The sequence below is a fragment of the Halalkalicoccus paucihalophilus genome (assembly GCF_001593955.1).
GTDB lineage: Archaea > Halobacteriota > Halobacteria > Halobacteriales > Halalkalicoccaceae > Halalkalicoccus > Halalkalicoccus paucihalophilus.
Genome location: NZ_LTAZ01000004.1, coordinates 101,472 through 125,165, shown reverse-complemented (window position 1 = coordinate 125,165; position 23,694 = coordinate 101,472). Strand labels below are relative to the sequence as shown.

28 protein-coding genes, 1 tRNA gene and 1 pseudogene are annotated in these 23,694 nt (G+C 65.6%); 16 read left to right on the top strand and 14 right to left on the bottom strand.

What is annotated here, in order from left to right; translation table 11 throughout:
• Positions 1-22: 22 nt before the first annotated feature.
• From HAPAU_RS05720 to HAPAU_RS05700, 5 genes and pseudogenes are all read left to right on the top strand, one after another.
• A complete protein-coding gene (locus HAPAU_RS05720) occupies positions 23-1,606 on the top strand; it encodes a bacterio-opsin activator domain-containing protein (RefSeq protein ID WP_066380562.1) in 1,584 nt (527 codons plus the stop codon).
• A 48-nt stretch (positions 1,607-1,654) separates the two neighbouring features.
• Positions 1,655-2,005, top strand: a complete 351-nt coding sequence (locus HAPAU_RS05715) for a DUF7344 domain-containing protein (RefSeq protein ID WP_066380560.1) — start codon at positions 1,655-1,657, stop codon at positions 2,003-2,005.
• 41 nt (positions 2,006-2,046) lie between these two features.
• Positions 2,047-2,354, top strand: a pseudogene (locus HAPAU_RS05710) (thiamine-binding protein).
• A 41-nt stretch (positions 2,355-2,395) separates the two neighbouring features.
• Complete coding sequence (gene mch / locus HAPAU_RS05705; RefSeq protein WP_066380556.1) at positions 2,396-3,328, top strand: methenyltetrahydromethanopterin cyclohydrolase; 933 nt, start codon at positions 2,396-2,398, stop codon at positions 3,326-3,328.
• The gene (locus HAPAU_RS05700; protein WP_066380554.1) at positions 3,325-3,810 is read left to right on the top strand and encodes a hypothetical protein; all 486 of its coding nucleotides are present in this window, start codon (positions 3,325-3,327) and stop codon (positions 3,808-3,810) included. The genes mch and HAPAU_RS05700 overlap by 4 nt, the downstream gene beginning before the upstream one ends.
• Here HAPAU_RS05700 and HAPAU_RS05695 read toward each other — a convergent pair.
• Together HAPAU_RS05695 and HAPAU_RS05690 are read right to left on the bottom strand one after the other, a co-directional pair.
• Positions 3,785-5,401, bottom strand: a complete 1,617-nt coding sequence (locus tag HAPAU_RS05695) for a GTPBP1 family GTP-binding protein (protein ID WP_066380553.1) — start codon at positions 5,399-5,401, stop codon at positions 3,785-3,787. The genes HAPAU_RS05700 and HAPAU_RS05695 overlap by 26 nt on opposite strands.
• Before the next feature lie 82 nt (positions 5,402-5,483).
• The gene (locus HAPAU_RS05690; RefSeq protein WP_066380552.1) at positions 5,484-5,939 is read right to left on the bottom strand and encodes a J domain-containing protein; all 456 of its coding nucleotides are present in this window, start codon (positions 5,937-5,939) and stop codon (positions 5,484-5,486) included.
• A 73-nt stretch (positions 5,940-6,012) separates the two neighbouring features.
• Between HAPAU_RS05690 and HAPAU_RS21570 the strand changes: the two genes are divergently transcribed.
• Entirely contained in the window at positions 6,013-6,153 is a 141-nt protein-coding gene (locus HAPAU_RS21570; RefSeq protein ID WP_169802624.1) for a hypothetical protein, read from the top strand.
• Positions 6,154-6,173: 20 nt separating this feature from the next.
• Here HAPAU_RS21570 and HAPAU_RS05685 read toward each other — a convergent pair whose 3' ends face one another.
• A complete protein-coding gene (locus HAPAU_RS05685; protein ID WP_066380549.1) occupies positions 6,174-6,968 on the bottom strand; it encodes an inositol monophosphatase family protein in 795 nt (264 codons plus the stop codon).
• Between the two features lie 43 nt (positions 6,969-7,011).
• Entirely contained in the window at positions 7,012-7,854 is an 843-nt protein-coding gene (gene pyrF / locus HAPAU_RS05680) for an orotidine-5'-phosphate decarboxylase (RefSeq protein WP_066380547.1), read from the bottom strand.
• A gap of 139 nt (positions 7,855-7,993) precedes the next feature.
• Here pyrF and HAPAU_RS05675 point away from each other — a divergent pair, with 139 nt between their 5' ends.
• Positions 7,994-8,650 carry an HAD family hydrolase gene (locus tag HAPAU_RS05675; protein WP_066380545.1) on the top strand — a complete coding sequence of 219 codons (657 nt, stop codon included), beginning with the start codon at positions 7,994-7,996 and terminating at the stop codon, positions 8,648-8,650.
• Here HAPAU_RS05675 and HAPAU_RS05670 read toward each other — a convergent pair.
• Positions 8,638-9,012 carry a hypothetical protein gene (locus HAPAU_RS05670; RefSeq protein ID WP_066380543.1) on the bottom strand — a complete coding sequence of 125 codons (375 nt, stop codon included), beginning with the start codon at positions 9,010-9,012 and terminating at the stop codon, positions 8,638-8,640. The genes HAPAU_RS05675 and HAPAU_RS05670 overlap by 13 nt on opposite strands.
• Positions 9,013-9,136: 124 nt before the next feature.
• Positions 9,137-9,586: a DUF2240 family protein gene (locus HAPAU_RS05665; protein WP_066380542.1), complete on the bottom strand. Its 450-nt coding sequence runs from the start codon at positions 9,584-9,586 to the stop codon at positions 9,137-9,139.
• Positions 9,587-9,665: 79 nt separating this feature from the next.
• On the opposite strand from HAPAU_RS05665, the gene HAPAU_RS05660 reads away from it, so the two are divergent.
• Positions 9,666-10,037 (top strand): 30S ribosomal protein S8e, encoded by a 372-nt coding sequence (locus HAPAU_RS05660; RefSeq protein WP_066380540.1) that lies wholly within the window; start codon positions 9,666-9,668, stop codon positions 10,035-10,037.
• Positions 10,038-10,100: 63 nt separating this feature from the next.
• Here the strand turns inward: HAPAU_RS05660 and HAPAU_RS05655 are convergent, their stop codons facing one another.
• Positions 10,101-11,099, bottom strand: a complete 999-nt coding sequence (locus HAPAU_RS05655; RefSeq protein ID WP_066380538.1) for a phosphate signaling complex PhoU family protein — start codon at positions 11,097-11,099, stop codon at positions 10,101-10,103.
• A 225-nt stretch (positions 11,100-11,324) separates the two neighbouring features.
• Here HAPAU_RS05655 and HAPAU_RS05650 point away from each other — a divergent pair, with 225 nt between their 5' ends.
• From HAPAU_RS05650 to HAPAU_RS05625, 6 genes are all read left to right on the top strand, one after another.
• Positions 11,325-12,296 (top strand): phosphate ABC transporter substrate-binding protein PstS family protein, encoded by a 972-nt coding sequence (locus tag HAPAU_RS05650; protein ID WP_066380535.1) that lies wholly within the window; start codon positions 11,325-11,327, stop codon positions 12,294-12,296.
• 60 nt (positions 12,297-12,356) lie between these two features.
• Positions 12,357-13,292 (top strand): phosphate ABC transporter permease subunit PstC, encoded by a 936-nt coding sequence (gene pstC, locus HAPAU_RS05645; RefSeq protein ID WP_066380533.1) that lies wholly within the window; start codon positions 12,357-12,359, stop codon positions 13,290-13,292.
• The gene (pstA, locus tag HAPAU_RS05640; protein WP_066380532.1) at positions 13,292-14,179 is read left to right on the top strand and encodes a phosphate ABC transporter permease PstA; all 888 of its coding nucleotides are present in this window, start codon (positions 13,292-13,294) and stop codon (positions 14,177-14,179) included. The genes pstC and pstA overlap by 1 nt, the downstream gene beginning before the upstream one ends.
• On the top strand, positions 14,179-15,051 hold the full coding sequence (gene pstB, locus HAPAU_RS05635) for a phosphate ABC transporter ATP-binding protein PstB (protein ID WP_157078422.1): 873 nt from the start codon (positions 14,179-14,181) through the stop codon (positions 15,049-15,051). The genes pstA and pstB overlap by 1 nt, the downstream gene beginning before the upstream one ends.
• A 2-nt stretch (positions 15,052-15,053) precedes the next feature.
• On the top strand, positions 15,054-15,734 hold the full coding sequence (phoU, locus tag HAPAU_RS05630) for a phosphate signaling complex protein PhoU (protein ID WP_066380531.1): 681 nt from the start codon (positions 15,054-15,056) through the stop codon (positions 15,732-15,734).
• 564 nt (positions 15,735-16,298) lie between these two features.
• Entirely contained in the window at positions 16,299-16,661 is a 363-nt protein-coding gene (locus HAPAU_RS05625) for a hypothetical protein (protein ID WP_157078421.1), read from the top strand.
• Positions 16,662-16,785: 124 nt separating this feature from the next.
• Here the strand turns inward: HAPAU_RS05625 and HAPAU_RS05620 are convergent.
• The 5 genes from HAPAU_RS05620 to HAPAU_RS05605 all read right to left on the bottom strand — a co-directional run bounded on the left by HAPAU_RS05620 (position 16,786) and on the right by HAPAU_RS05605 (position 19,656).
• Positions 16,786-16,870, bottom strand: a tRNA-Leu gene (locus tag HAPAU_RS05620).
• A 304-nt stretch (positions 16,871-17,174) separates the two neighbouring features.
• Entirely contained in the window at positions 17,175-17,324 is a 150-nt protein-coding gene (locus HAPAU_RS19635; RefSeq protein ID WP_084383672.1) for a 50S ribosomal protein L40e, read from the bottom strand.
• Between the two features lie 34 nt (positions 17,325-17,358).
• Positions 17,359-18,822 (bottom strand): sodium:solute symporter family protein, encoded by a 1,464-nt coding sequence (locus HAPAU_RS05615; RefSeq protein ID WP_066380529.1) that lies wholly within the window; start codon positions 18,820-18,822, stop codon positions 17,359-17,361.
• Positions 18,819-19,031 carry a DUF3311 domain-containing protein gene (locus HAPAU_RS05610; protein WP_066380528.1) on the bottom strand — a complete coding sequence of 71 codons (213 nt, stop codon included), beginning with the start codon at positions 19,029-19,031 and terminating at the stop codon, positions 18,819-18,821. The genes HAPAU_RS05615 and HAPAU_RS05610 overlap by 4 nt, the downstream gene beginning before the upstream one ends.
• A gap of 118 nt (positions 19,032-19,149) precedes the next feature.
• Positions 19,150-19,656 (bottom strand): DUF367 family protein, encoded by a 507-nt coding sequence (locus tag HAPAU_RS05605; protein WP_066380524.1) that lies wholly within the window; start codon positions 19,654-19,656, stop codon positions 19,150-19,152.
• A gap of 76 nt (positions 19,657-19,732) precedes the next feature.
• Between HAPAU_RS05605 and HAPAU_RS05600 the strand changes: the two genes are divergently transcribed.
• Positions 19,733-20,050 (top strand): nuclear transport factor 2 family protein, encoded by a 318-nt coding sequence (locus tag HAPAU_RS05600; RefSeq protein WP_066380522.1) that lies wholly within the window; start codon positions 19,733-19,735, stop codon positions 20,048-20,050.
• Here the strand turns inward: HAPAU_RS05600 and HAPAU_RS05595 are convergent.
• Both HAPAU_RS05595 and serS read right to left on the bottom strand, forming a co-directional pair.
• Complete coding sequence (locus tag HAPAU_RS05595) at positions 20,038-21,186, bottom strand: MFS transporter (RefSeq protein ID WP_066380518.1); 1,149 nt, start codon at positions 21,184-21,186, stop codon at positions 20,038-20,040. The two genes, HAPAU_RS05600 and HAPAU_RS05595, sit on opposite strands and share 13 nt — an antisense overlap.
• Before the next feature lie 60 nt (positions 21,187-21,246).
• A complete protein-coding gene (serS, locus tag HAPAU_RS05590) occupies positions 21,247-22,626 on the bottom strand; it encodes a serine--tRNA ligase (RefSeq protein WP_066380517.1) in 1,380 nt (459 codons plus the stop codon).
• Positions 22,627-22,719: 93 nt separating this feature from the next.
• Between serS and HAPAU_RS05585 the strand changes: the two genes are divergently transcribed.
• Positions 22,720-23,625 (top strand): MBL fold metallo-hydrolase, encoded by a 906-nt coding sequence (locus HAPAU_RS05585; RefSeq protein ID WP_066380516.1) that lies wholly within the window; start codon positions 22,720-22,722, stop codon positions 23,623-23,625.
• The last annotated feature ends 69 nt before the right edge of the window (positions 23,626-23,694 follow it).

Sequence of the window (23,694 nt, the reverse complement as noted above, 5' to 3'; positions counted from 1 at the left end):
AACGCTCATCGAGGCCGGTTGAATGGCCGAGATACTCCTGTTGATCGACCGCGACGAGAACCGCCGGCTACTCGTCGAGTGGCTCTCGAATCGACACGAGGTTACAAGCGCCATCGACGAGAGCGACCCGGAGCGCTCGCCGGATCTATGTATCATGGACCGGGTCTCGCTCGAACGCCACGCGACACGGCTCGCGAAACGAAAGACGGCCGCCGAACCGGTTTTTCTGCCCTACCTACTCGTCGTCTCCCAACAACACCTCGGGGAGATCAGCTCCGAGATCTGGTCGCAGATCGACGCCGTCGTCCAGGAGGGTGTCGACGAACTCATCACCGCCCCGGTCAAGAAGACCGAGCTACACGGCCGGATCGAGAACCTCCTTCGGACCCGCGAGTTCTCGGTGGATCTGCGCGACCGAAACGACGAGCTTCGGACGTTGAATCACATCAACGCCGTCATCCGAACCGTCAACGGGGCGCTCGTGACCGCCGTCACTCGCGAGGAGATCGAACGCGAGGTCTGCGAACAGTTGGCGAACGCCCCGCCCTATCGCTTCGCGTGGATCGGCGAGCCGGCCGTAACGGGGAGAACCGTCGAGCCTCGAACCGCCGCCGGCGTCGAGTCGGGATATCTCGACGCCCCGATCCCGGTCGAAATGGATGGCGAACCGACCGGGACCGCTCTCACGGCGGGCGAGTCGCGGTTCGTCCGACCCACCGAGACCACGGCGGCGTGGGCCGAGGCCGCCCTCGATCGGGAGTACCGCTCGATCGCCGCGATCCCGCTCGTCTACGGCGAGACCGTCTACGGGGTTCTGGGGGTCTACTCCGATCGAACCGAGGCGTTCGGCGGGGAAGAACGGACAGTGCTCGACGAACTCGGGCGGACGATCGGTCACGCGATCAACGCCGCCGAGAGCAAGATGGCGCTCGTCGCCGATACCGTCACCGAACTCCGGTTCGGGTTCGCGGACACGCCCGAACCCCTGATCGCCCTCTCGGAGGAGGGCTACGAGGTGTCGCTCGAAGGCACCGTCTCCGACGAACACGGCGACGTACTGGAGTTCTACGCGATCGAAGGGGACACAGAGGCGGCTCTCGATCGGCTCTCGTCGTCTCCGGCGGTCGAGAGCGCGCGGGTCGTTACCGACGGGACGGACGCGGCGCTGGTCGAACTCCGCCTCGCGGAGTCGCTGCTCGCCGAGTTCGCCGATCAGGGCGCGACCGTCGAGTCGCTGTTGGTGAGCGAGGGAGCGTGTCGCCTCGTGGCGACGCTTCCCCAGTCGGTCGCGGTCAAGGCGGTGATCGAGGGGATCCTCGCGAACCATCCCGACGGGGAGTTGCGCGCACGGCGCCAGGTCGAACGCTCGGGGACGAACCGGCAGGCGTTTCGGGCCGTCCTCGAGGCGGACCTCACCGAACGCCAGCGCGAGGTGTTGCAAACGGCGTACCTCTCGGGCTTTTTCGGCTGGCCCCGCGAGAGCACCGGCGAGGAGATCGCCGAGTCGCTCGGGATCACCCCCTCGACGCTCCACCAGCACCTCCGCGTGGCAGAGCGCAAGCTGCTCGACGCCTTTTTCGATCGTGACGATCAGTCCGATACCTAATTGATTAGGCCGTATTCTTTTTATAATATATCTATTAATACGTATGTAATGGGAACGAAGACCGGCAGTTCGACGCCAGCGGCGACGGAGGAAGCACCAAGCGATCTCGACATCGCGCTGCGAACGCTCGCGAAACCCCAGCGACGGTTCGTGCTCGAACGGATGTGTGAACACGGCGGACCGATCGACGCGACCGACCTCGCAGCGGCGATCGCGGCCGCGGATTCGGACGGGGCCGCGATCGAGGACTCCGATCGGGTCCTCCGATCGCTCAGGCACATCCACCTCCCGAAACTGACCGATGCGGGGCTGATCGAGTACGACCGGGTGAACGAGACGGCGACCCCGACCGAGATGGGCACACAGGTGCTCACCTCGCTCGCCGAGTCCCTCCGGTAGCACCGGTCGGTTTTAGGTTCGTGGCCCGCGTCAGGTCGCGTATGACCGTCATCGCACTGCTGAGCGTCGCACCCGTGGTCGAGGGGAGCATGGCCGGGGAGGTCGCGAAGGCAGTCGACGCCTTGGAGGAGTTCGACGTCTCCTACGAGACCAACCCGATGGGGACCGTCATCGAGGCCGAGAGCACCGAGGAGCTGTTTGCGGCCGACGCGCCGCCCACGAGGCGGTCGACGGCGACCGGGTCAGCACCGTGTTGATGATCGACGACAAACGGACGAGCACCGAGGGGGCAAGCGAGAAGGTCGCGGCCGTCGAGCGCGAACTCGGGCGCGAACCGCGGGGCGACTGACGGACCGATATTTCCAAGGCAACCCCTCGCGCAATCGGGGTATGGACAGCCTCAACCGCATGGCGCTCGAACTCGTCGACGAGGCGATCGACTTCGCCGACGAACTCGACCTGATCGTCTCGGAACTCGACGGCGAGACCACGGTACTGGATTTCGGCGTCGAGGCCGAGGGCGGACTCGAAGCCGGCCTCCTGCTCGTCGAGATCCAGACGGCGGGCCTTGCGACCGTCCAGACCCGGATGGACGAGGTCGGCGGCGTTCCGATGCCGTTCGTCGAGTTCTCGACCGACCAGCCCGCGCTCTCGGTGCTGTGTTCGCAGAAGGCCGGCTGGGAACTCGGCGTCGAGGACTTCGAGGGACTGGGTTCGGGGCCGGCCCGCGCGCTGGTCGCCGAGGAGGAGGAGTTCGCCCGCGTGGGCTACGAGGACGTCCTCGACTTCGCGGTGCTCACGGTCGAGAGCGAGGACCTGCCCACAGCGTCGGCCGCCCGGCAGGTCGCCGAACTAGCCGAGGTCGACACGGGCGCGCTCTTCCTCCCCGCGTTCTCGACGGCGAGCCTCGTCGGGAGCGTCAACATGGCCGCCCGGGGGGCCGAACTCGCCGTCTTCCGGCTCTCGGAACTGGGCTACGACCCGCTGGACATCGTCACCGCGAGCGCGAGCGCGCCCGTCGCACCCGTCGCCGGCAGCGAGGAGGCCGCCATCGGCCGGACCAACGACGCGCTGGCCTACGGTGGGCGCGCCCATGTCGTCGTCCGCGAGGAGTTCGACCGCTTTTCCGAGGTGGCCTCCACCGCCTCCGAGGAGTACGGCCGGCCGTTCGCCGAGATCTTCGAGGACGTCGACTGGGAGCTCTACGACGTTCCCGAGTCGATCTTCGCGCCCGCACAGGTGACGATCGACGTCCTCGGCGGGGGGACGTATCACTACGGCCAGCGAAACGAGGAGCTTCTCACCGATAGCTTCGGGCTATGAGGACGAAGCCGGTGCCCGAACCGCCCGGCAACCTCGCGGAACTCGAGCGGATCCACGAGGCGGTCCCGCTCGTCCCCGAACCCGAGGAGAGCTGCTGTGAGCGCCTCGCCTCGCGCACCGACGTCGACCCCGACGCGGCGAGCGACTGGCTGACGTTCCTCCGGGGACTGGGGCTGGTTCGAGAGGGGGAGTCGGGGTTCTACCGGTCCCACGGGGAGCCCGATCCCGCCCTGTCTGAGGCGTTGCTCGCGGGTGTCTACGGCGCCCGCGAGGTGACCGAAATCCTCTCGGCGGACCCGCTTACCCCCGAGGAGGTCTTCGAGCGCTTCGAGGCGGTCCCCCGGTGGGAGCGCCATCGGAACCCCGACTGGAAGGCGCTCTGGCGCAAGCGGGTCAAGCGACTTCTCGGGTGGTTGGTGCTGGTCGACCTCGCGGAACGCCGAGAAGAGGGATACGTCAGTCGCTCGGGTTTACGTCCGTGACGGTGCCGACGCCCTTGGAGCGCCCCTCGCGGAAGACGAACCGCTGGCCCTCCTCGACGAGGTAGGGGCGGAACTTGAAACGCACACGGGTGGTGCCGGTATCGCCCGGGAGGAGGCGGCCCTCCGTAGGGGTGAACACGCCCGCCTCGCCGATCGTTTCGAGGTGGACGACCGGTTCGTAGCCCGTCCCGATCCGCGTAGGGTGGTTGAGTACCATCACCTCGGCGTCGAACTCGCGGACTGGTTCGGGGTCGGCCTCCCGTGGAAGGAGCACCATTCCGCGTTCGATGTCGGCCTCCCGAACCCCCTTGAGCGCGATGCCGACGATCCGGCCCGCCCGAGCCTCCTCAACCCGGTGGTAGTGCATCTCGATCGAGCGCACCTCGACCTCGGCGAACGTCCCGTCGGCGAGCGGCCCCAACAGCAGTTCGTCGCCGACCTCGACGGCGCCGGATTTCACCGTCCCGGAGGCGACCGCGCCGACGCCGGTGATGGAGTAGGTCCGGTCGATGTACAGCCGAAAGTCGCCCTCGTCGCTCGCGCGCTTGGGAAGCTGCTCGAAGATCGCATCCAGCGTCTCCATCCCCCGACCGGTAACGGCGCTCGTCTGCAGGATCGGGACGACCGTCTCGTTTATCTCCTCGATCGCCGCGTTCACGCCGTGGCGGACCACCGGCAGCGGGGTGCGACCCACGTCCCGCAGCAGGCGCTCGACCTCGCGGGTGACCTCCTCGGCCCGCTCCTCGTCGACCAGATCGATCTTGGTGATCGCAACGATGGTGGGGAGGTCGGTCGCGAGCAACACCCCGAGGTGCTCGCGGGTCGTCTTCGTGGGGCCGTCGTCGGCCGCCACCGTGAGCAGTCCGTAATCGAGCTTCTGGCCGACGAGCCCACGGATGGTTGTCCTGAGCCACGGCTCGTGGCCCACCGTGTCGACGAAGGAGACGAGGCGGTCGGACTCGCGAACGACGCCCGCTCGGTCGTCCTTGCGGTGGGGGTTGTCCATTCGGACGGGCTCTCCCCCCCGGAAGCCGTAGACGGCGTACGAGAGGTCCGCCGAGAGGCCGCGTTCGACCTCGTGGGGCTGGACGTCGAGAAAGCCCCGAGTCCCGCCCTCGCCATCGTCGCGCTGGCCGGTGACCAACGAACCGACGAGCGTGCTTTTGCCGTGGTCGACGTGGCCCGCCGTGCCGATGACGACGTGTTCGTCGTCGGTTTCGAGCATCGCCCCGCGTCGGAGGGTCGCGACTCCCACGAGGCCGTCCTCGCCGTCGACGCCGTCGGCGGCCCACGTCTGGACGTCGTGGATGTGGGCGCTCGCCTCTTCTGCGAGCAGCGAGAGGACGTCCATCGACTCGGAGAACGCCTCGTGGGTGATCCCGGCGATGCCACCGGAATCGGTGACGCCGACGACGTAGGTCGCCTCGCCGTCGCCCGAGAGTACGCGGTGGCGAAGCTGGGCCGCCAGACTCTCCATCCGACCTCCGTGGAGGTGCTCGGCCCGGGTGAGTCGCTCCTTGAACTCGACGCTGCCGCCCTCGCGCTCGCCGTGTTCGATCGCCTCGCGCAACACGGCTCGGTCGGCGCTCATGAGTGGGCGTTAGTGGGAGTCGACAAAAACCACTCGTTTCGTGGTATCATTGAACACGGAGTCGATCCGGTGTCATCCGTACTCATTCGGAGAGGCGCTCGTAGGCGCTCGTGACCTCCTTGAACGCCGCCTCGTCGCCGCCGCTGTCGGGGTGGGTCGTTTTGACCTTCTCGCGGTAGGCGCGTCTGATCTCCGACCGCTCGGCACCGGGGTCGAGGCCGAGGGTTCGGTAGGCCTCCCGGCGGGTCGGCCCGGTGGGGGGCTGGCGTGGCGGACGACGGCGGTTCGCCCGCGTTCGCTCCCGGGGTCCGGTTCGGGTTCGGGTGTGGGTTCGACCGTCGGGTCGGCGGGCGCGTTCCCGTATCCGGGCGGCGAGCCGGCCGGTCCCCTGATACCACAGCAGGTAGCCGGTGACGCCGAACGGAAGCGCGATCGCGAGCGGTACCGGCGTCCGGTAGGCCGACGCCACCACGAGCATGAGAGCGGCGACTCCGACGAACACCGACGCGAGTCCCACGAGCAGCCGCGATCCGGTCACACGGAGGCTAGGGAAGCGGGGACCGTAAACGTCCCGGCGGCGGACTGAAGGGGATCGATGCTGTAGGCTCCCTATGAGCCAGTCGGGACTCTGCCAGCACTGCGAGAACGCGCCCGCCAGCCACACCTGTCCGAACTGTGGGAGTCTGGTCTGTGAGCGCCACTTCGACCGGCAGCACGGACAGTGTGCGAGCTGTCTTGGCGGACGACAGTAGTCGGTTCGTCGGCCGGTCGATCAATCGCGGGTCGTCCGAACCGCGTCAAGGACAGTTTCGTGGACGTGACCGTTCGAGACCACGAGGCCCGTACTGTCGTGACGCCAGCGCTCGCCCTCGACGTCCGTCGCTTCGCCGCCCGCGTTCCGCAGGAGGTGGACGCCCGCGACGGTGTCCCACGGGTTCGGGCGGACGTCGCTGAGCGCCCCGTCGAGACCGCCGTCCGCGACCAGCGAGAGCGTCGCCTGCGCACAGCCGAACCGGCGCACGTCGCCGAAGCGCTCGACGACTCCCCGGACGACCCGGGCGAACGCCTCGCGCTGGTCGAAGTCCCACCACAGCGTCGGCGCCACCGTACAGGCCTCGGGGTCCGTCCGGTCGCTCACCCGAACCAACTCCCCGTTCAGCCGCGTCTCGTCATCGTCGGCCACGTAGTAGTCGTCGATCGCGGGCATCGCGTTGGTCGCGGCGACGGGTTCGCCGTCGATCGTCGCCGCGACGCTACTCGCCCAGATCGGGACGTCGCGCACGAAGTTGCTGGTGCCGTCGATCGGGTCGATCACCCACGCCGCTCCCTCCGCGGGGACCTCCTTCAGCGCGTCTTCCTCCTCGCCGACGATCGCGTCGCTCGGGAACTCCTCGCGGATGACCTCGATGGCCCGGTTCTGGGCGTCGCGGTCGGCCTGCGTCACTACGTCGGTCTTGCCGTCTTTGGTCTCGACGGTGATGTCGGTCCGAAACCGCGAGAGGGCGAGGTCGCCCCCGGCGCGGGCGGCGCGTTCCGCGACCGCGGCCCTCGTTTCCAGATCGTTCATGGGGATACGGCTCCGTCGAGCCACATAAGGATGGGAGTCGGGGCTACCGATACCGGTTCAATCGTTTTTTGAGGCGTTTGGCCGCCTCGCCGGCGGCCTTCGCGAAGTCGTCGCTCTCGCCGTCGATTCCGGATCGTCGCTCCGAGTCCTGCTCACCGGCGAAGATGATCCCGCGCGAGGAGTTGACGACGCCGACCCCCTCGCTCAGTCCGAACTCGACGGCGGCTTCGGCGTCCCCGCCCTGCGAGCCGACCCCGGGTACGAGGAAGGGGAGGTCGGGGACCTGCTCGCGGAGTTCCTCTATCTCCTCGGGTGCAGTCGCACCGACCACGAGGCCGACGTTCCCGTTGGCGTTCCACAGGTCACAGAGCGCGGCGACCCGCTCGTAGACGGCCTCACCGGAGGCGAGTTCGAGGTCCTGAAGGTCGCTTCCCCCCGGATTCGAGGTCCGACAGAGCACGAACACACCTATCCCCTCCTGTAAGAGGAACGGTTCGAGCGAATCGCGGCCCATGTAGGGGTTAACGGTGATGGCGTCCGCGCTATGGGAGTGGTCAGGATCGACGAGTTTCGCGTACTGTCTCGCCGTATTGCCGATGTCGGCGCGTTTGGCGTCGAGGATCACCGGCACGTCCTTCCCGTGGGCGTAGGCGATCGTCTCGGTCAGCGCGCGCCACCCGTCGGGGTCCTCGTAGAAAGCGGCGTTGGGCTTGTAGGCGGCGGCATGGGAATGGGTCGCGTCGATGATCCGGCGGTTGAACGCCCACCGGGGAAGGTCGCGATCCCGAAGGTGCTCGGGGATCCTGCTCGGGTCGGGGTCGAGGCCCACACAGACGACGCTGTCTACCTCCTCGATCCGCCCGGCGAGTCGCTCGAAGAAGCTCATAGGCGCCCATCACGGGGCGACGACTACAACGTTCCCGTTTCGGTCCCGATGGTCGTATCGCCGACGGACCACGTCGAACCCGTTCGGACGGTCGGAGTCGATAGGATACCCTCAAATGCCGGGCGTTCGTATAGGGGGTATGGCACCCAGAGCGGTCGTGTTCGACCTCGATTACACCCTTGCGGTGGTTTCACGCGACCGGTCTACGCTGCTTTCGGAGGCGTCGGAGTCGGCCGGGATCCCCGTTGGGTTCTCCCGAGAGGAGTACGGCGCCGCCCACCAGCGCGCCCATTCTCACGAGACTCGCGGGCCGATCTTCGCGGATTTGCTCGAAGAGGAAGAGGCCGGCGAGGCGCTCGCCGAGGCCTACCGGAACGCGATCGCCGACAGCCTCGAACCGGTCGAGGGGGTCGAATCCTTGATCGGGGACCTCCGACAGCGCTACGCGGTCGGCCTGCTGACCAACGGGCCGGTCGTCGCCCAGCGCGACAAACTGCGGACGCTCGGCTGGGAGGGGCTGTTCGACGCGGCGGTCATCACCGGCGAACTCGAGGCGGGAAAACCCCATCCGAGGGCGTTCGAGGCGATTCTAGGCGCGCTCGAAATCTCCCCCGAGGAGGCGGTCTACGTTGGCGACAGCGTCGAGGCGGACGTCACGGGCGCCTCGGAGATCGGTATGACGGTCGTTCAGGTCCTCTATCCGGGCGGCCCCGACCCCGATCCACGAGCCGACGCCCACCTCGACAGGGAGGACCTCGTCCGCGACCTGCCCGACCTCGTCGCTCAGTTCGACTGAACAGCCCGTCCGAGCACCGACACCGCGCGTTTTACCTGCGCGCCGTCCTCGACGAACACGAGCGTTTTCGGGGGACGCGTCGCCTTCGGGCGCACCCGCAGTCCCTCCGATTCGGCGGCCTCGACGACCGTCTCGCTCGCCGAGAACTCTACGTGTGCGCGGTCGGGATGGACGTAGACCGCCGCGAGCCGGTCGCCGTCGGCTTCGATCGCGTAGGCAAAGGCGCCGTTTGCGGTCGGCTCGACCTCGGGATTCGCCCCGCGAACCGAGAGAGTATCGAGAATCCCGGCGACGCGGCCGTCGACCTCGCTCGCGAGCAACTGGGCGATCCGCGTCCCGTCGGCGAGTCGTTCCTCGACCATGTCCCTGGTACTCGCGGCGGCTTATAGGGGTTGTCGTAGCTAACCGGATAGTTCGACTCCCGGGAGCCGACGCCGTGTTTCGATCCACGGACGGGAACTTTATGGGTTTCTACGACACCCCCTATCACTCCCGGTTCAGCGTCTCGCGGATCGCCGGGACGTTCTCCGAGACGTCCACACCCTGCCTGCGCGCGAAGACGACCGCCGCGACCTCGATGGTGACGCCCAGTTCGCGCTGGAGTTCGTTGATGCGGGCGACTGCGGTCCGTTTCTCGACGCCCGCTGCCACGATCGCCTCCAGCACGCGCTCGAACGGCGAGCGCTCGACCAGCAGGTCCTCCTCGGGGGAGAAGTCCTCGGGGATCTCGACGGCGTCGACCGGAAAGGTCGCCTCGAGGCCCGCGTCGGTCCGGTCGAGCAGTCCCTCGCTTACGGCCACGTCGATCAGGCGTTTTGCCTGATCGGGCGAGAACCAGTTCCGATCCAGCGACAGCGAGACGACGAACCGGCTCTCCTCCATCGTGCGTGTGCCCGCACCCTGAAACGGCGCGGCGACGGCGACCCGGAGACTCATCCGTCGAGGGTGCTCCCCGAGGGGAGGTAAGCGGTTCGGATGCGATCCCTTTTAGTAGCCACCGGCGCTGCTCACAGGTATGAACGATCACGGCCGTTCGACGCGAAAGCGAACCGGCGGACGACTGCGCCCGATGTCGAAGCGAAAGAAACACCAGCTCGGACGCGGCCCCACCGAGACACAAGTGGGTGAAAAGAAGTTCAAGACCGTCGACGCACGGGGCAACAGCCGGAAGGTCCGCGCGATCGCGACGGACCTCGCGAGCGTCTCGGTCGGCGGCGAAGTCACGAGCGCGACGATCGAGGACGTCGTCGAGAACCCCGCAAACCCCAACTACGTCCGCCGGAACATCATCACGAAGGGCGCGCTCATCGAGACCTCCGAAGGGAAAGCGCGCGTCACCTCCCGACCCGGTCAGGACGGACAGGTCAACGCCGTCCTCGAGGAGTAATCGACCGTTTTTCGATCCGGCCGTCCAACCACTGGCGGATACGTCGATATCGACGACAAGGAACTAGGGCCGTGGCGCGGCCTTCTGAAGCGCCGTCTCGGCGATGTTACCCCCGTAGTCGGCGGTACGGGAAAGCGAGTCGACGACGAGCCCGAGGAACTGTGCCTGATGAGCGTCGTCGAGGTTCCTGATCCTCTCGTCGGCGCTCCGGGTGTGTCGATCGATCGCTTCGACGTCCTCTCGGGCCTGATTCGCAAGTCGAGTCCCCCGCGAACTGTCCTCCTCGAGAAAGGCATCCATCGCCTCCTCGACGACGGCGACGCTGTCCTCGTGGAGATCATCGAGCGCCGTTGCGACCTCGTCGGGGATCTCTCCGAGGTCGAGTGCGATGTTCGCGATCTTCGCCGAGTGGTCGGCGATTCGTTCTAACTGGCGGGCGCTCGAGTGGTAGTCGAAACACGCCTCCCGTCCCAGTCCGATCTCGGCGGCCGTACCCGGGTTTCGGAGGGTGGAGCGAAAGACCCGCGAGACCATGAACCAGAGGCGGTCGACGTCGTCGTCGCGCTCGATGACGTCCGCAGCCAGATCGTCGTCGTCCTCGACCAGCGCGCGCACCGCGTCCGCGAGCATCGTCGTCGCGATCAGGCGCATTCGCGTGACGGCGTTGTGGACCGAGAGCTGTCCCGAGTCGAGCAGGTCCTGTAACACGACGTGTTCGCCGGTCTCCTCGACGACCTCGAGGCCCACGAGCCCCTGGGTCGCGTCCCGAACGCTGCGGCGCTGGTCGGCGGTGACTTGACCCGTCTCCAGTCGAATAACGTCGAACCCGCTGACGTACATCGTCACGACCGCGCGCGTGAGGTCGCGACCCCGCAAGTCGGCGATGTCGAGGGTCCCCTCGACGATCTCGTCGCCCCGACGCGGCGAGAGCAACAGCGAATCGCCGTCCTGATAGAAGGAGACCTCCGTCCCCGCGTCGATCCCGTTGTCCGTCGCCCACTCCTTGGGGATCGAGACGGTGAAGGTCGACCCGCCCGTGATCTGCACCTTTCTGGTGTCCATACGCAGCCGTATCCGTGGATTAACGTAAATCTGACTATGAATATATAGGCCACTACTGCCGACCGACTGTGACCGCGTCAGGTCGGGATTCGTGCCGGTAACGCCGACGATCGGGGGAGAGTCCCGGGCGGGATCGACGCCGGGCCTCGTCGGTCCGGTCGAATATATGCTACTATATAGTAATCATAGTAGGGTATTTAGTATTCAGACGGCCACGTTCCGGTGATGTCGAGAGACCCATCGGGGTGGGCGCCCCGCTCCGTATCCAGGCGCGATTTCTTGGCCGCGACCGGGGTGGCGGGCGCGATCGGCCTCGCCGGCTGTACGCGGGCGGCCAGCAGCGAACCGAAGGAAGTGAACATCGCCGGGAGCAGCACCGTCTTTCCCATCGCGGAGGCGGTCGCCTCGGACTTCGTACAGGAGTACCCGGACATCAACGTCTCGGTCAGCCAGACCGGCAGCGGTGGGGGGTTCTCGAACTTCTTCTGTCCGGGGATGACGGACCTCAACAACGCCAGCCGATCCATCGCTGAAGACGAACAGACCCAGTGTAGCGACAACGGGATCGAACCGATCGAGTTCACCGTCGGCACGGACGCGCTGACCGTGGTCGTGAACCCGGAGGCCGACTGGGTCGACTGCGTGACCATCGACGAGCTCCGCCAGATCTGGCGGGCGGACGGCGCCGAACGCTGGAGCGACGTCCGGGAGGACTGGCCCGACGAGCCCTTCGAGTTCTACGGCGCCGCGACGGTCAGCGGCACCTTCGATTACTTCCGCGAGACCGTCATCGGTGAGGACGCGAACCACCGCAACGACTACTCGGCGACCGAGAAGGACCGAACCATCGTCCGGGGCGTGAACGGATCGCCGTACGCGATAGGGTATTTCGGCTTCTCGTACTACAGCGAGAACCCGGATGCGATCAAGGCGCTCGCCATCGACAACGGCGAGGGCTGTGTCGAACCCTCGCTCGAGACGGCGAAGTCCGGGGAATATCAGCCCCTCTCGCGGCCGCTGTTTACCTACGCCGCGAAGGAATCGCTCGCGGACCCGGCCGTCGAGAAGTTCGTCCGGTACTTCATCGAGAAGGCGGCGACTGACCTCGTCTCGGACGTCGGGTACGTCCCGATCACCGAGGAGGAGAAACGGAAGAACCTGGATCGACTCGATACGGCACTGGAGGACCTAGCATGACCGGGATCAGTTTCGACGACCAACGACGGGATCGATCGACGAAGAGAGGGGAGAACACGCATGAGTGACGCGACAGCCCCGGATCTCTCGCGACGGAGCGGACAGAACACGCGCGAGTTCGCCTATCGGGCGGTCTTCTTCGTCTGTGCGTTGCTGTCGATCCTCACGACGCTCGCCATCGTCCTCACGCTGCTCGGCGACGCACTCACGTTCTTCGCGGAGGTCTCCCCGATCGCGTTCCTGACCGGGACGACGTGGAGCCCGGCCAACGACCCCGTCAGCTTCGGCGTGCTCCCGCTGATCACCGGAACGCTCGTCATCACGTTCGGTGCCGCGGCGATCGCGCTGCCGGTCGGACTACTGACGGCGATCTACCTCGCGGAGTACGCGAGCGATCGCGTCCGATCCGTACTGAAACCCGCGATCGAGGTGCTCGCGGGCGTGCCGACCGTGGTGTATGGCTACTTCGCGCTGGTGTACGTGACGCCCGCACTGAGCGTCGTCTTCCCGACGATCAGCACGTTCAACGCGCTGAGCGCCTCCATCATCGTCGGGATCATGATCATCCCGATGGTCTCCTCGATCAGCGAGGACGCCATGAGTTCGGTGCCCGACTCGCTCCGGGAAGCCAGTTATGGACTGGGCGCGACGCGCTTTACCGTCTCGACGAGCGTCGTCGTTCCGGCGTCGATCTCGGGGATCGCCTCCTCGTACATCCTCGCGCTCAGCCGCGCGATCGGCGAGACGATGGCGGTGACCATCGCGGCGGGCAACACGCCGCGACTGGTCGATCTCACGGATCCCGCGGGGGTCTTCCTCAACTCGATCCAGACGATGACCGCCGCGATGGTCCAACTGGGCGCGAGCGACGTGACCGGCCAGTCGCTCGCCTACAGGAGCCTGTTTGCGGTCGGACTCACGCTGTTCGTCATCACCTTCCTCATGAACCTGATAAGCGAATGGGTGGCCTCGCGCTACCGGGAGGAGTACCGATAATGGCCGCCGAAACCCGCACTGACGAAACCGACTTCGGCGAGGTCAGCCGTCTGAAAGACAGGGTCTTCGAGTCCGTGACGCTCGCGGCGGCGCTCTTTGGCATCGTCACGCTCGCGGTGTTGCTGGTCTACGTCACCGTCGATGCCGTCGGCTGGCTCGACTGGCAGTTCCTCACGAGCCCGCCCCATCCCCTGGCCGAGGAGGCGGGGATCTTCCCGGCGCTGGTCGGGTCGATCGTCCTGATGGTGCTGATCGCGCTGGTCACGTTTCCGTTGGGGGTGGGTGCGGCGATCTACCTCGAGGAGTACGCCTCCGACGGCCGCCTGACGCGGTTCATCCAGCTCAACATCGCGAACCTCGCGGGCGTCCCCTCGGTAGTCTACGGGCTGTTGGGACTTGGCCTGTTCGTCCAACTCCTGAGTTTCGGCTACGGCACCCTGCTGGTGGCCGCGTTTACGGTGTCGCTGCTGATCCTCCCGATCGTCATCATCGCCGCACAGGAGGCGATCCGGTCGGTGCCCGACTCGCTGCGGCAGGCCTCCTACGGCATGGGCGCGACCAAGCGCCAGACGATCCGCAACGTCGTCCTGCCCCGGTCGCTGCCGGGGATCATGACCGGGACGATCCTCGCGCTCGGGCGGGCAATCGGCGAGACCGCGCCGCTGATCATGATCGGCGTGCCGACGACGGTCTTCGGCGTGCCGAACGGGCTGTTCGCGAAGTTCAGCGCCATGCCGATGCAGATCTACACCTGGTCGAGCTACCCCGATACGGCCTTCCAGTACGGCGTGGTCTCGGCGGGGGTCGTGACGCTGCTGGTGGTACTGCTCTCGATTAACTCGATCGCGATACTGATCCGCAACAAGTATCAGACGGAGCGTTCATAATGACACAAGACATGACGACATCGGATCCGGACGAAAGCGACGGAACGACCGCCTCGACGAGTCCGGATCCCGGCGGATTCTCGGAGGCACGCACACAGACCACCCAAGAGGGGACCTCGACGGCACCGACGGTCGTCGAGAGCCGGGATCTGGCCGTCTACTACGGCGACGAACAGGCCCTCCAGCCCACCACGATGGAGATCCCCGAAAAACAGGTAACGGCGATCATCGGTCCCTCGGGCTGTGGGAAATCCACGTTCCTCCGGTCGATCAACCGGATGAACGATCTGATCGACGTCGCCCGCGTCGAGGGCGAACTCCGTTTTCGAGGCAAGAACGTCTACGACGAGGACGTCGATCCCGTCGCGTTGCGCCGCCGGATCGGCATGGTCTTCCAGAAACCCAACCCTTTCCCGAAATCCATCCGCGAGAACGTCGCCTACGGCCTGAACGTTCAGGGCAAGGAGGTCACCGACGAGGCGGTCGAGACCGCGCTCAGACGGGCAGCGCTCTGGGAGGAAGTCGAGGGAAAACTCGATTCGTCGGGACTCGATCTCTCGGGGGGCCAACAACAGCGTCTGTGCATCGCCCGCGCGATCGCGCCCGACCCCGAAGTGATCCTCATGGACGAACCCGCAAGCGCCCTCGATCCGGTCGCGACCAGCCAGATCGAGGACCTCATCGAGGAACTCGCGCGCGATTATACGGTCGTGATCGTCACCCACAACATGCAGCAGGCCGCTCGGATCTCCGATAAGACCGCCGTGTTCCTCACCGGCGGCGAACTCGTCGAGTTCGGCGAGACCAACCGCATCTTCGAGAACCCCGAACACCAACGGGTTGAAGACTACATCACTGGTAAGTTCGGATAAGAATGGCACGGAAGGAATACCAACAGAAGCTCGACGCGTTGCGCGAAGACGTCCTCTACATGGGCGAAGTCGTCCAAGAACGCCTACGGATGGGGCTTGCGGCATTGGAGGACAAGGACGAGGAGCTCGCCGAGGAGGTCATCACCCGCGACGCCGAGGTCAACGAGATGTATCTCGAACTCGAACGCGAGTGTACGGACCTGATCGCGCTCCAACAGCCCGTCGCGGGCGATCTGCGCTTCATCGCCGCCTCGTTCAAGATCATCACCGATCTCGAACGTATCGCCGACCTCGCGACCAATCTGGGCAACTACACTAAGCAGGCGACCCGGAACCTCTATCCCGACGTCGACGTCCAGGGGATCGGGTCGGTCACACTGGAGATGATCGAGGCGTCGCTTGCCGCCTACGCCCACGAGGACGTCGCGGCCTGCTACGAGATCGCACAGCGAGACGACGACCTCGACGAACGCTGTGAGCGCGCGAGCGAAGTCGTCGTCCGGGACCTGATCGAGACGGAACTCGGCGACGGTACCGACGAAGAGGAAGTGGAGAACATGCTTCAGGACGTCTCCCGGCTCCTGTTGACCATCCGGGACCTCGAACGCGTCGGCGATCACGCAGTAAATATCTCCGCGCGTACCCTGTACATGGTCGAAAACGACGACGAACTCCTATTCTAGGGCCTTTTTGCGGCGAGCGGTTCCCGCAGCACGCCGCAGGCGTGCGAGGAAACCCGAGCCGTAAAAATCCCCTCCAAAAAAGCCGGCGCGGCGAAGCGCGCCGGTCCGCCACGTCGTTGGACGGATCAATCGAGGCCAGCGGGGCGTTTCAAGAGATAGACCCCGAGGACGACCAGTCCGGGGAGCACCCCCAGCAGACCCCGGTGCGCGGTCGACTCCTCGGTTCGTCCCGTCGATGTAGGGCCAGTAGCTCGTCGAACCGGCGAGCAGCAGGAGGACGGACACCCCTCACGAAGGTGTAGGTCCCATCGGTCTGCAGCGGAAGTATAGTCGTGAGTACGGGTCGCCTCCCTATTACCGACTAGCCGGAGAACACCGGACATCTCGTAGAGTAAGGGGGTGTGTTATTGACAGGCCACCGTGACTACGACCTCTACGCAAATATTTAATAAAATTTATGTGTTTAATTACCGTGGTATTTACATGAATAGACGCCGTTTTCTCGCTTCGATATCCGGTGTCACAGCTCTTGGTCTATCTGGATGTGTGACGGTAACGCGTCCGGTGCCGATCGAGTTCACGATGTTCAATTTCACTGATCAGGCCCACGAAGTAGAGTTCGAACTACTTGAGCACGAGAGCAGGTTCAGCAGTGGTTTCACGCTGCCGGCCGAGTACGATGAGTACGTCGATATTATCGAGGAGAGACACGACATCCGTGCCAATAACGAGTACACGTTTCGTATCGAACTTACGGTCGACGGCGGAACGGTCGATGTCCCTCTATGTAGGGTCGAATGCGCACACGAAGACGACAGCGTCTGGTTCGGTCTAGATCTGAAATCGTACGGCTCCGATTACTTTCGAGTGGAGAAGCTTGAGGACGGTTGTCGATCTCCTGCCGGAGTCGGGTTCAGAATCGGCTAAGAACGTATAGATACGAGGAAAGGTATTTGAATCACCTGAACGTCGTTCGCTTCGCTCACTCGTCCCGTACTTCAAATCCTTCAGTCCGATTTTCACGACTCTCACGTCCGTTCGAGAGGAAAAATGCGAGGGAAGGGATTTGAACCCTCGAACCCCTACGGGAGCGGGTCTTAAGCCCGCCACTTTTGGCCAAGCTCAGCCACCCTCGCGCATACTCTCCTCTCTCCGTCGCTCAAAAGTGCGTTTCGGTCCGAGAGCGCAGGGAGCTACAACTACTGACTAAATAACGGGAGGACTGGCGCGGCTCCGCCGCGCCAGTTTTTCGTTACCAGACGCCAGCGGCGTCCGGTAGCTAGCAGGAGCGAAGCTCCTGCGATGTCGCCAGAAACCGGAGGTTTCTGGCTGCTAACCAGAACGTTTCGCGTTCTGGTAATGGAGGAGATTTTTCGAGGAGTGGTGCCCGCAGCACGCCGCAGGCGTGCGAGGACACCCGACGACGAAAAAGGTCCGTTTCTAGACGCTACGGCGTTCCTTGGCCTTCGCGCGGAGCTTCCCGTAGCCGCATTTCCGGCAGCGGTCGGCGTCCTGTGGGTTTCGCGCGTTACACTTCATACATATCTGTTTGTGCAGGGTCCGGCGTTCCGCCGTCTCGAATGATGCCATACCCCCGTTTTTTCGCCGGCGCAGTTAAGGCTTCTCAGTCCGCGAACTCGAAGTAGATCGCCCGTCGCTCGCCAGGGGCGGACGTCGTGAGCCACGAGACGCCGAGGGTCAACGCCAGTCCGAGTGCCATCCCGAACAGCGACGCGCCCCACCCTCCGTAGGCGGTCGGCACGAACGGGAGGAAAACGCTCGCCAGGTAGAACGCCTGACTCCCGGCGATTCCGGCGGTGATCCCGGCCCGGGTCGTCCCCGTCCAGTAGAGCGCGACGATCACCGGGAGCGCGAGCTGGGCGAACCCGCCGAAAGCGGTCGCGCCGATCTCCAACAGGGTTCCGGGCCGAAGGAGGCTCGCGAGAAAGGCCCCGGTCGCGAAGACGACCACCCCGGCGCGCCCCAGCAGGTCCTCGCGCCGTTCAGTGGCCTCAGGGTTAATGAACGGACGGTAGATATCGCGCGTGAAGTACGACGAGCCCGACAGCAGCATCGAGTCCGAAGAGGACATCATCGCGGCGACCGCCCCCGCGATCACGAGCGCCCCGAACCAGACCGGGGTGTACTCCGCGAGCAACAGGGGCAGGACGTTCGCGCCCGGAGCGGCCTCGATCCCGAGCCCACGGGCCCACGCCCCGAGCATGAACGCGGGGACGAAGAGGGCAAGGACGAGCACGGGCCAGAGCGCGAAGGTACGCTTGAGCACTGTCCTCGACCGGGCGACGAAGAAGCGCTGGTTGACCTGCGGGAACATCGCCACCCCGAAGGCGATGCTGACCGCCTGCGTGACGACGAACGCCGGGGTGTAGAAATCGCCACCCAGCGCCGTGAACTCGGGAGCGACGCCGACGAGGTCGGCGGTCGCCGCCGACGGGCCGTCGGCGACGGCGAGGATCCAGAACAGAGCCGCCCAGACGGTCACGAGCATGAACGCGCCTTGGAGCGTGTCGGTCCAAGCGACCCCACGCATCCCCGCGAGCACGACGTAGACGATCATGAAGACGGTGATCAGGCCCGCGCCGGCCCAGTAGGGCACCGCACCGTTTGTCAGCGCCGTGAGCGCGGTACCCGCGCCCATCTGCTGGAGCATCACGTACGGGAAGAGCCAGAAGAGGCTGATCCCGGCGACGAGCCCTCTCAAACGATCCGACCCGAAGCGATCGCCCAACATCTCCCCGAGCGTGAGGTAACCGTGTTCGCGCCCGACGAGCCACTGTTTGTATCCCACCAGATACCAGAGGACGGCGAAGATCACCCCGTCCATGACGCCCATGACGAGGATCCACTCGGGACCCTCCCGGTAGGCGGTGTTGGGTCCGGCAAAGAAGGTGAATGCCGACAGCAGGGTCGCGAACGTCGTAAACAGCAACACGACCGTGCCGAGGGTCCGACTCGCGAGGTAGTAGTCCTCGGCGGTCCGATCCGTCAGCCGATAGGCCGCGACCCCGATCAGCAGCGCGAGGATCAGGTAGCCGACGATGATCCCCAACTGGACCGCGAGGCTCACGTCGTCCCCTCGATCCAGAGTCCCCACGCGCGCCGGGAGAACAGCCAGAAGGCGAGCGAGGCCAGCCCCATCCAGCCGACGTGCCACCAGAGCCAGACCGGCAGTCCCCGGATCACTCGCGCGTCACCCCAGAGGAACCACGGCACGGCGAAGACGACGAGCACGACGAACACGAGACCCCACGCGTATCGCTCATATGTCGACACCATTGTGGGTAGTTGAGCGCTCAAATGGGTATAAAAGTTGCTGACGCGCTTCTATTTTCCGGTTCGAATAAAATATACCTTCAATATCGCTCAGAACAGGTCTATCGATTTCGATCCGGGTTCAGGGGTCCTCGCCGCGGTCGAGGTACTCGCCCTGAATTTCTACGACTTCCGTCGAGTCCGTACAGGCGGCGTAGCGCCGTAGCGGCTCGTCGTTGAGCTCCAGAAAGGTGTGGCCCCAGCGGAACTTCGAGAGGATCGACTCGGCGTGTTCGCGCTCCCCGAGGACGACCAGCCCGGCCGCGAGCGCTTCCACGGTCGTGAGGCGAAACGGCCGGCCGAAGTTCACGGGGTTGGCGGCGACCAGATAGGGGAGCGCGCGGTGCTCGCCGGCCATCGAGAAGAGCGCCTCGCCCGCGCTCTCCCACGAGCAATCGAGCGCGACGAGTCGGGCGCCCACTTCCCGATCCGCGGGCGAGAGCGCCCGCTCTGCGTGGGGGTTGAGCACGATCCCGTAGGGGGTCGCCCGATCAGAGCGGTGAAGCTCCGCGAGATCGAACCGGGCGAGCTTGCGGGCCGTACATTTCTCGGGGTCATCGTCGCCCTCGTAGCGGACGTGAAGCTGCACTACCGGAGGGGAGACGGCCGGCGAGTAAAAGCGCCCCGTCCCGAACGTTCTTTTCGGGTCCCGCCGAGGAGCGCGTATGAACGCCGCCCGCGAGTACTATCGCACGATCGATTCACACGCCTACGACGACCTCGCCGAGCTGCTCGCGCCCGATTTTACCCACTATCGCCCGGACCGGACCATCGAGGGGCGGGCGGCGTTCGTCGAGTTCATGCGCGAGGGCCGGCCGATGAAAGACACGTCCCACGAGATCCGCGCCGTCTACGAGGCCGACGAGGGCGTGGCGGTCCGGGGACGACTTATCGATAGCGAGGGCGGGGCGCTGTTCGACTTCATCGACGTCTTCGAGTTCGCCAGCGGCGCTATCGGCGCCGTCTACACCTACACCCGCTGAGTGGCGAGCCACGTCGCCGCGATCAGAAAGGCCGCGCCGACGATCAGGACGACCGGAACGGTCATCGCGACCTCGATCCCGTAGATCCCTGTGAGCACGCCCATCGCGGTGGGGACGACGGCCATTCCGATGTACGTCGCGCTCGTGCTGATCGCGTTGACGGGGCCGCTGTACTCGCTTGCGGCCTCGACGCCGACCGCCGACAGCAGGGGGAACTGCCCGCACATACAGAGCCCGAGGCCGAACACGGCCGCGAGCATCGCATACCCGTCAGTGGCGACCAGCGCGACGTACATCACGGGGATCGCGGGAATCGCGAGCGCGAGCGAGAGGGGCGCGTAGCCGACCCGTTCGGCCAGCACGGTGTACGTGACCCGCCCGGGGACGTACGCGAGCAGGTACGCAGAGAGGGCCAGCGGCGCGAGCGTCGCCGGAAGCGACGTGCCGGCGTAGTACGGCAGCCAGGTGAAGATCGCACCCTCGATCCCGCCGACCAGCAACAGCGCGCCCGTCATCCCTAGAATGGTCGGGTCACGCATTAGCTCCGTCGCGCCCGTAAGCGAGATCGGGCGCTCGTTTTCCATGCGCTCGGGCAGTGGGAGGGTCCGGATCGAGAGCGCTACGGGGAGAAACCCAAGTCCGAGGAGCACGAACACAGCCCGCCAGTCCGCGACGGAGATCACGAGGGCGGCGAGTGCCGGCCCCGAAACCGCCCCGAGCGCCCACGCCAGCGAATGCAGCGTGAAGATCCGGCCCCGGCGCTCGGGATACAGGTGACTCAACAGCGCTCGATCGAGGGCGCGAACGCCGCCGAGTGAAACCCCGTGGAGGACGAGCGCGCCCAAAAAGAGGGGGTAGATCGGCGCGCCGCTCATCACCAGCAAGAACGCGCCCGCACCGAGAACACCGAGCAGAAGGGTTTTGTGTACCTGAATCCGTCCGGCGGCGAGGCCGACCACGAGCACGGTGAGGAAGAAACCGGCCGTACCGGCAGGCGCGACGAGGCCCAGAAGCCCCGGCGAGACGTCGAAAGCCGCCTCGAACTGCGGGAGGAGCGCGCCGCGGATTTGGAGGCTCGCGGCATCGAGCGCGACGAAAACGAAGATCGCCGCCGTCCACCGGGTGCGTCGCTCCATATCCCGGCCACCGAGCGAGCGCCTAAATACGTCCGCGTCGATGCCGATCTCTCCGGTAGTTCACTCGCCTTCGCCCGCACCGAGCGCGCTCTCACCGACCGGGCGGTGGCCCTCGATGAGTTCTTGGCCGTCCATATAGGGGCGAAGTGCCTCGGGAACAGTAATAGAGCCGTCGTCGTTCTGGTAGTACTCTAGGATCGCGACCATCACACGCGGGACGGCGACGCCGGAACCGTTGAGCGTGTGCAGGTACTGGGCGGATTTGTGGTGTTCCGGGCGGAACTGGATGCCCGCCCGCCGGGCCTGGAAGTCCTCGAAGTTCGACACCGAGGAGACCTCAAGCCAGCGCCCGCCCTCCTCGGGGCCCTCTGCCATGTCGTCGCCGGGGGCCCACACCTCGATGTCGTATTTCTTCGCCTGAGTAAAGCCCATGTCGCCGGTGCACATATCGAGCACGCGATACGGGAGTTCAAGACGCTTCAGGACCTCTTCGGCCTCCGAGAGCAGGCCCTCCAAGCGGTCGTAGCTCTCCTCGGGCCGGACGAAGTTGACCAGTTCGACCTTGTTGAACTGGTGGACCCGGACGTACCCGCGCGTCTCGGTGCCGTGTTCGCCCGCCTCGCGGCGGAAGTTCGGCGAGTACGCCTGGTGTTTGAGCGGGAGGTCCTCATCGAGCAGGATCTCGTCGCGGTACATGTTCGTGACGGGCACCTCTGCGGTGGGCAAGAGCCACAGATCGTCGTCGTCATACTCGTCGTCCTGTCGCGCGCCGACGCGGTAGGCGTCCTCTGCGAACTTCGGGAGCTGGCCGGTCCCGCGCATCGAGGCGCTGTTGACCGGGATCGGCGGGAACACGTCGGTGTAGCCCTGCTCGCGGTGAACCGAGAGCATGAACTGGATCAGCGCGTGTTCGAGGCGTGCGCCGTCGCCCTTGACGAACTGATACCCCCCGCCCGTGACCTTCGCGCCGCGCTCGAAGTCGAGCAGGTCGAGTTCCTCGCCGATGTCGTAGTGGGGAACGACCTCCTCGGGGAGGTCACGGAGGTCGTCGAACCCCTCGCGGTAGCGCTCCTCGTTGTCGGCTTCGTCCTCGCCGACGGGGACCGATTCGTGGGGGATCTGGGGGAGTTCGAGCAGCGCGCGCTCGAAGCGTTCTTCGAGTTCGTCGGCCCGCTCTTCGATCTCCTGAAGTTCGGTTTTCAGTTCGCCCGAGCGCTCGATGGCCTCCTGAGCCTCCTCCTCCTTTCCTGTCTGTTTGAGTTCGCCGATCTCGCTGCTCACCTCGTTTCGCTCGTGGCGGAGTTCGTCGCCTTTCGCTTTGAGTTCGCGCCACTCCTCGTCGATCGCGAGGGTTTCGTCGAAATCGACGTCGACGCCCTTGACGTCGAGCGCCCAGCGCACTTTCTCGGGGTCCTCGCGGAGAATCGAACGGTCGAGCATTCTTGTCCTCGCTTCAGCGTCCGGGGAAAAGAGCGTATCGGCCTCCGTCGCCGGATGACGAACGTTTTTACCCCTCGGCTCGCGGATTCGGGTATGGCAATCGGTGACTCCTACCCCGTGGACGGCTGTCAGGACTACTACTACCTCGATACCGGGATGTACGATACCGAGCGCTACGGCGCAGTCTACATCGTTGACTCCGAGCGCCCCGCCGTGATCGACACCGGGATCGGTACGAACTACGAGTTCATTCTGGAGGCGATGGACGGGATCGGCATCGCCCCCGAGGACCTCGAAATTATCGCACCCACCCACGTCCACCTCGACCACGCGGGCGGGGCGGGTTATCTCGCCGCCGAATGCCCGAACGCCGAGGTCTACGTTCACGAGATCGGCGCGCCCCACCTCGTCGACCCCTCCAGACTGATCGCGGGGACGAAAGCGGCCGTCGAGGACCAGTGGGAGTACTACGACGAGCCGAAGCCCGTCCCCGAGGATCGGATCGTCGAACTCTCCGATGGAGATACGATCGACCTCGGGAACCGGAGTCTGGAGGTGTATCACGCGCCCGGCCACGCGCCCCATCAGGTGATCTACTACGACCCCGACGCCGCCGCCGTCGCGACGGGTGACGCCGCGGGGATCTGGGTGCCCCAACTCGAAACTGTGCGCCAGACCTCGCCGCCGGCGAACTTCGATCTGGAGGCCTGTCTCGACGACGTCGAGACGATCCGCTCGCTCGATCCCGACACGCTCCTGTTCGGTCACTTCGGGCCCGCGCCTGCGAGCGACGACCTGCTCGACACCTACAGGGAGGTCCTCTCCGAGTGGGTCGCGGCCGTCGAGGAAAAGCGCACGGAACTCGGGGACGACGAGGCAGTGATCGAGCATTTCGTCGAGACCACGGAGATGGCGGAAGTCTGGGGCGAGCGAAAGGCCCGCGCCGAGGAGCGCCTGAACACGCGGGGCGTGCTCGGCTACCTCGACGCCCAGTCGTAGCGCTTCCAGCACGGACCGCTCCGGCCACACGAGAGGTGTGTACAGTCCTCATCGAAGGGCCAGCACCGA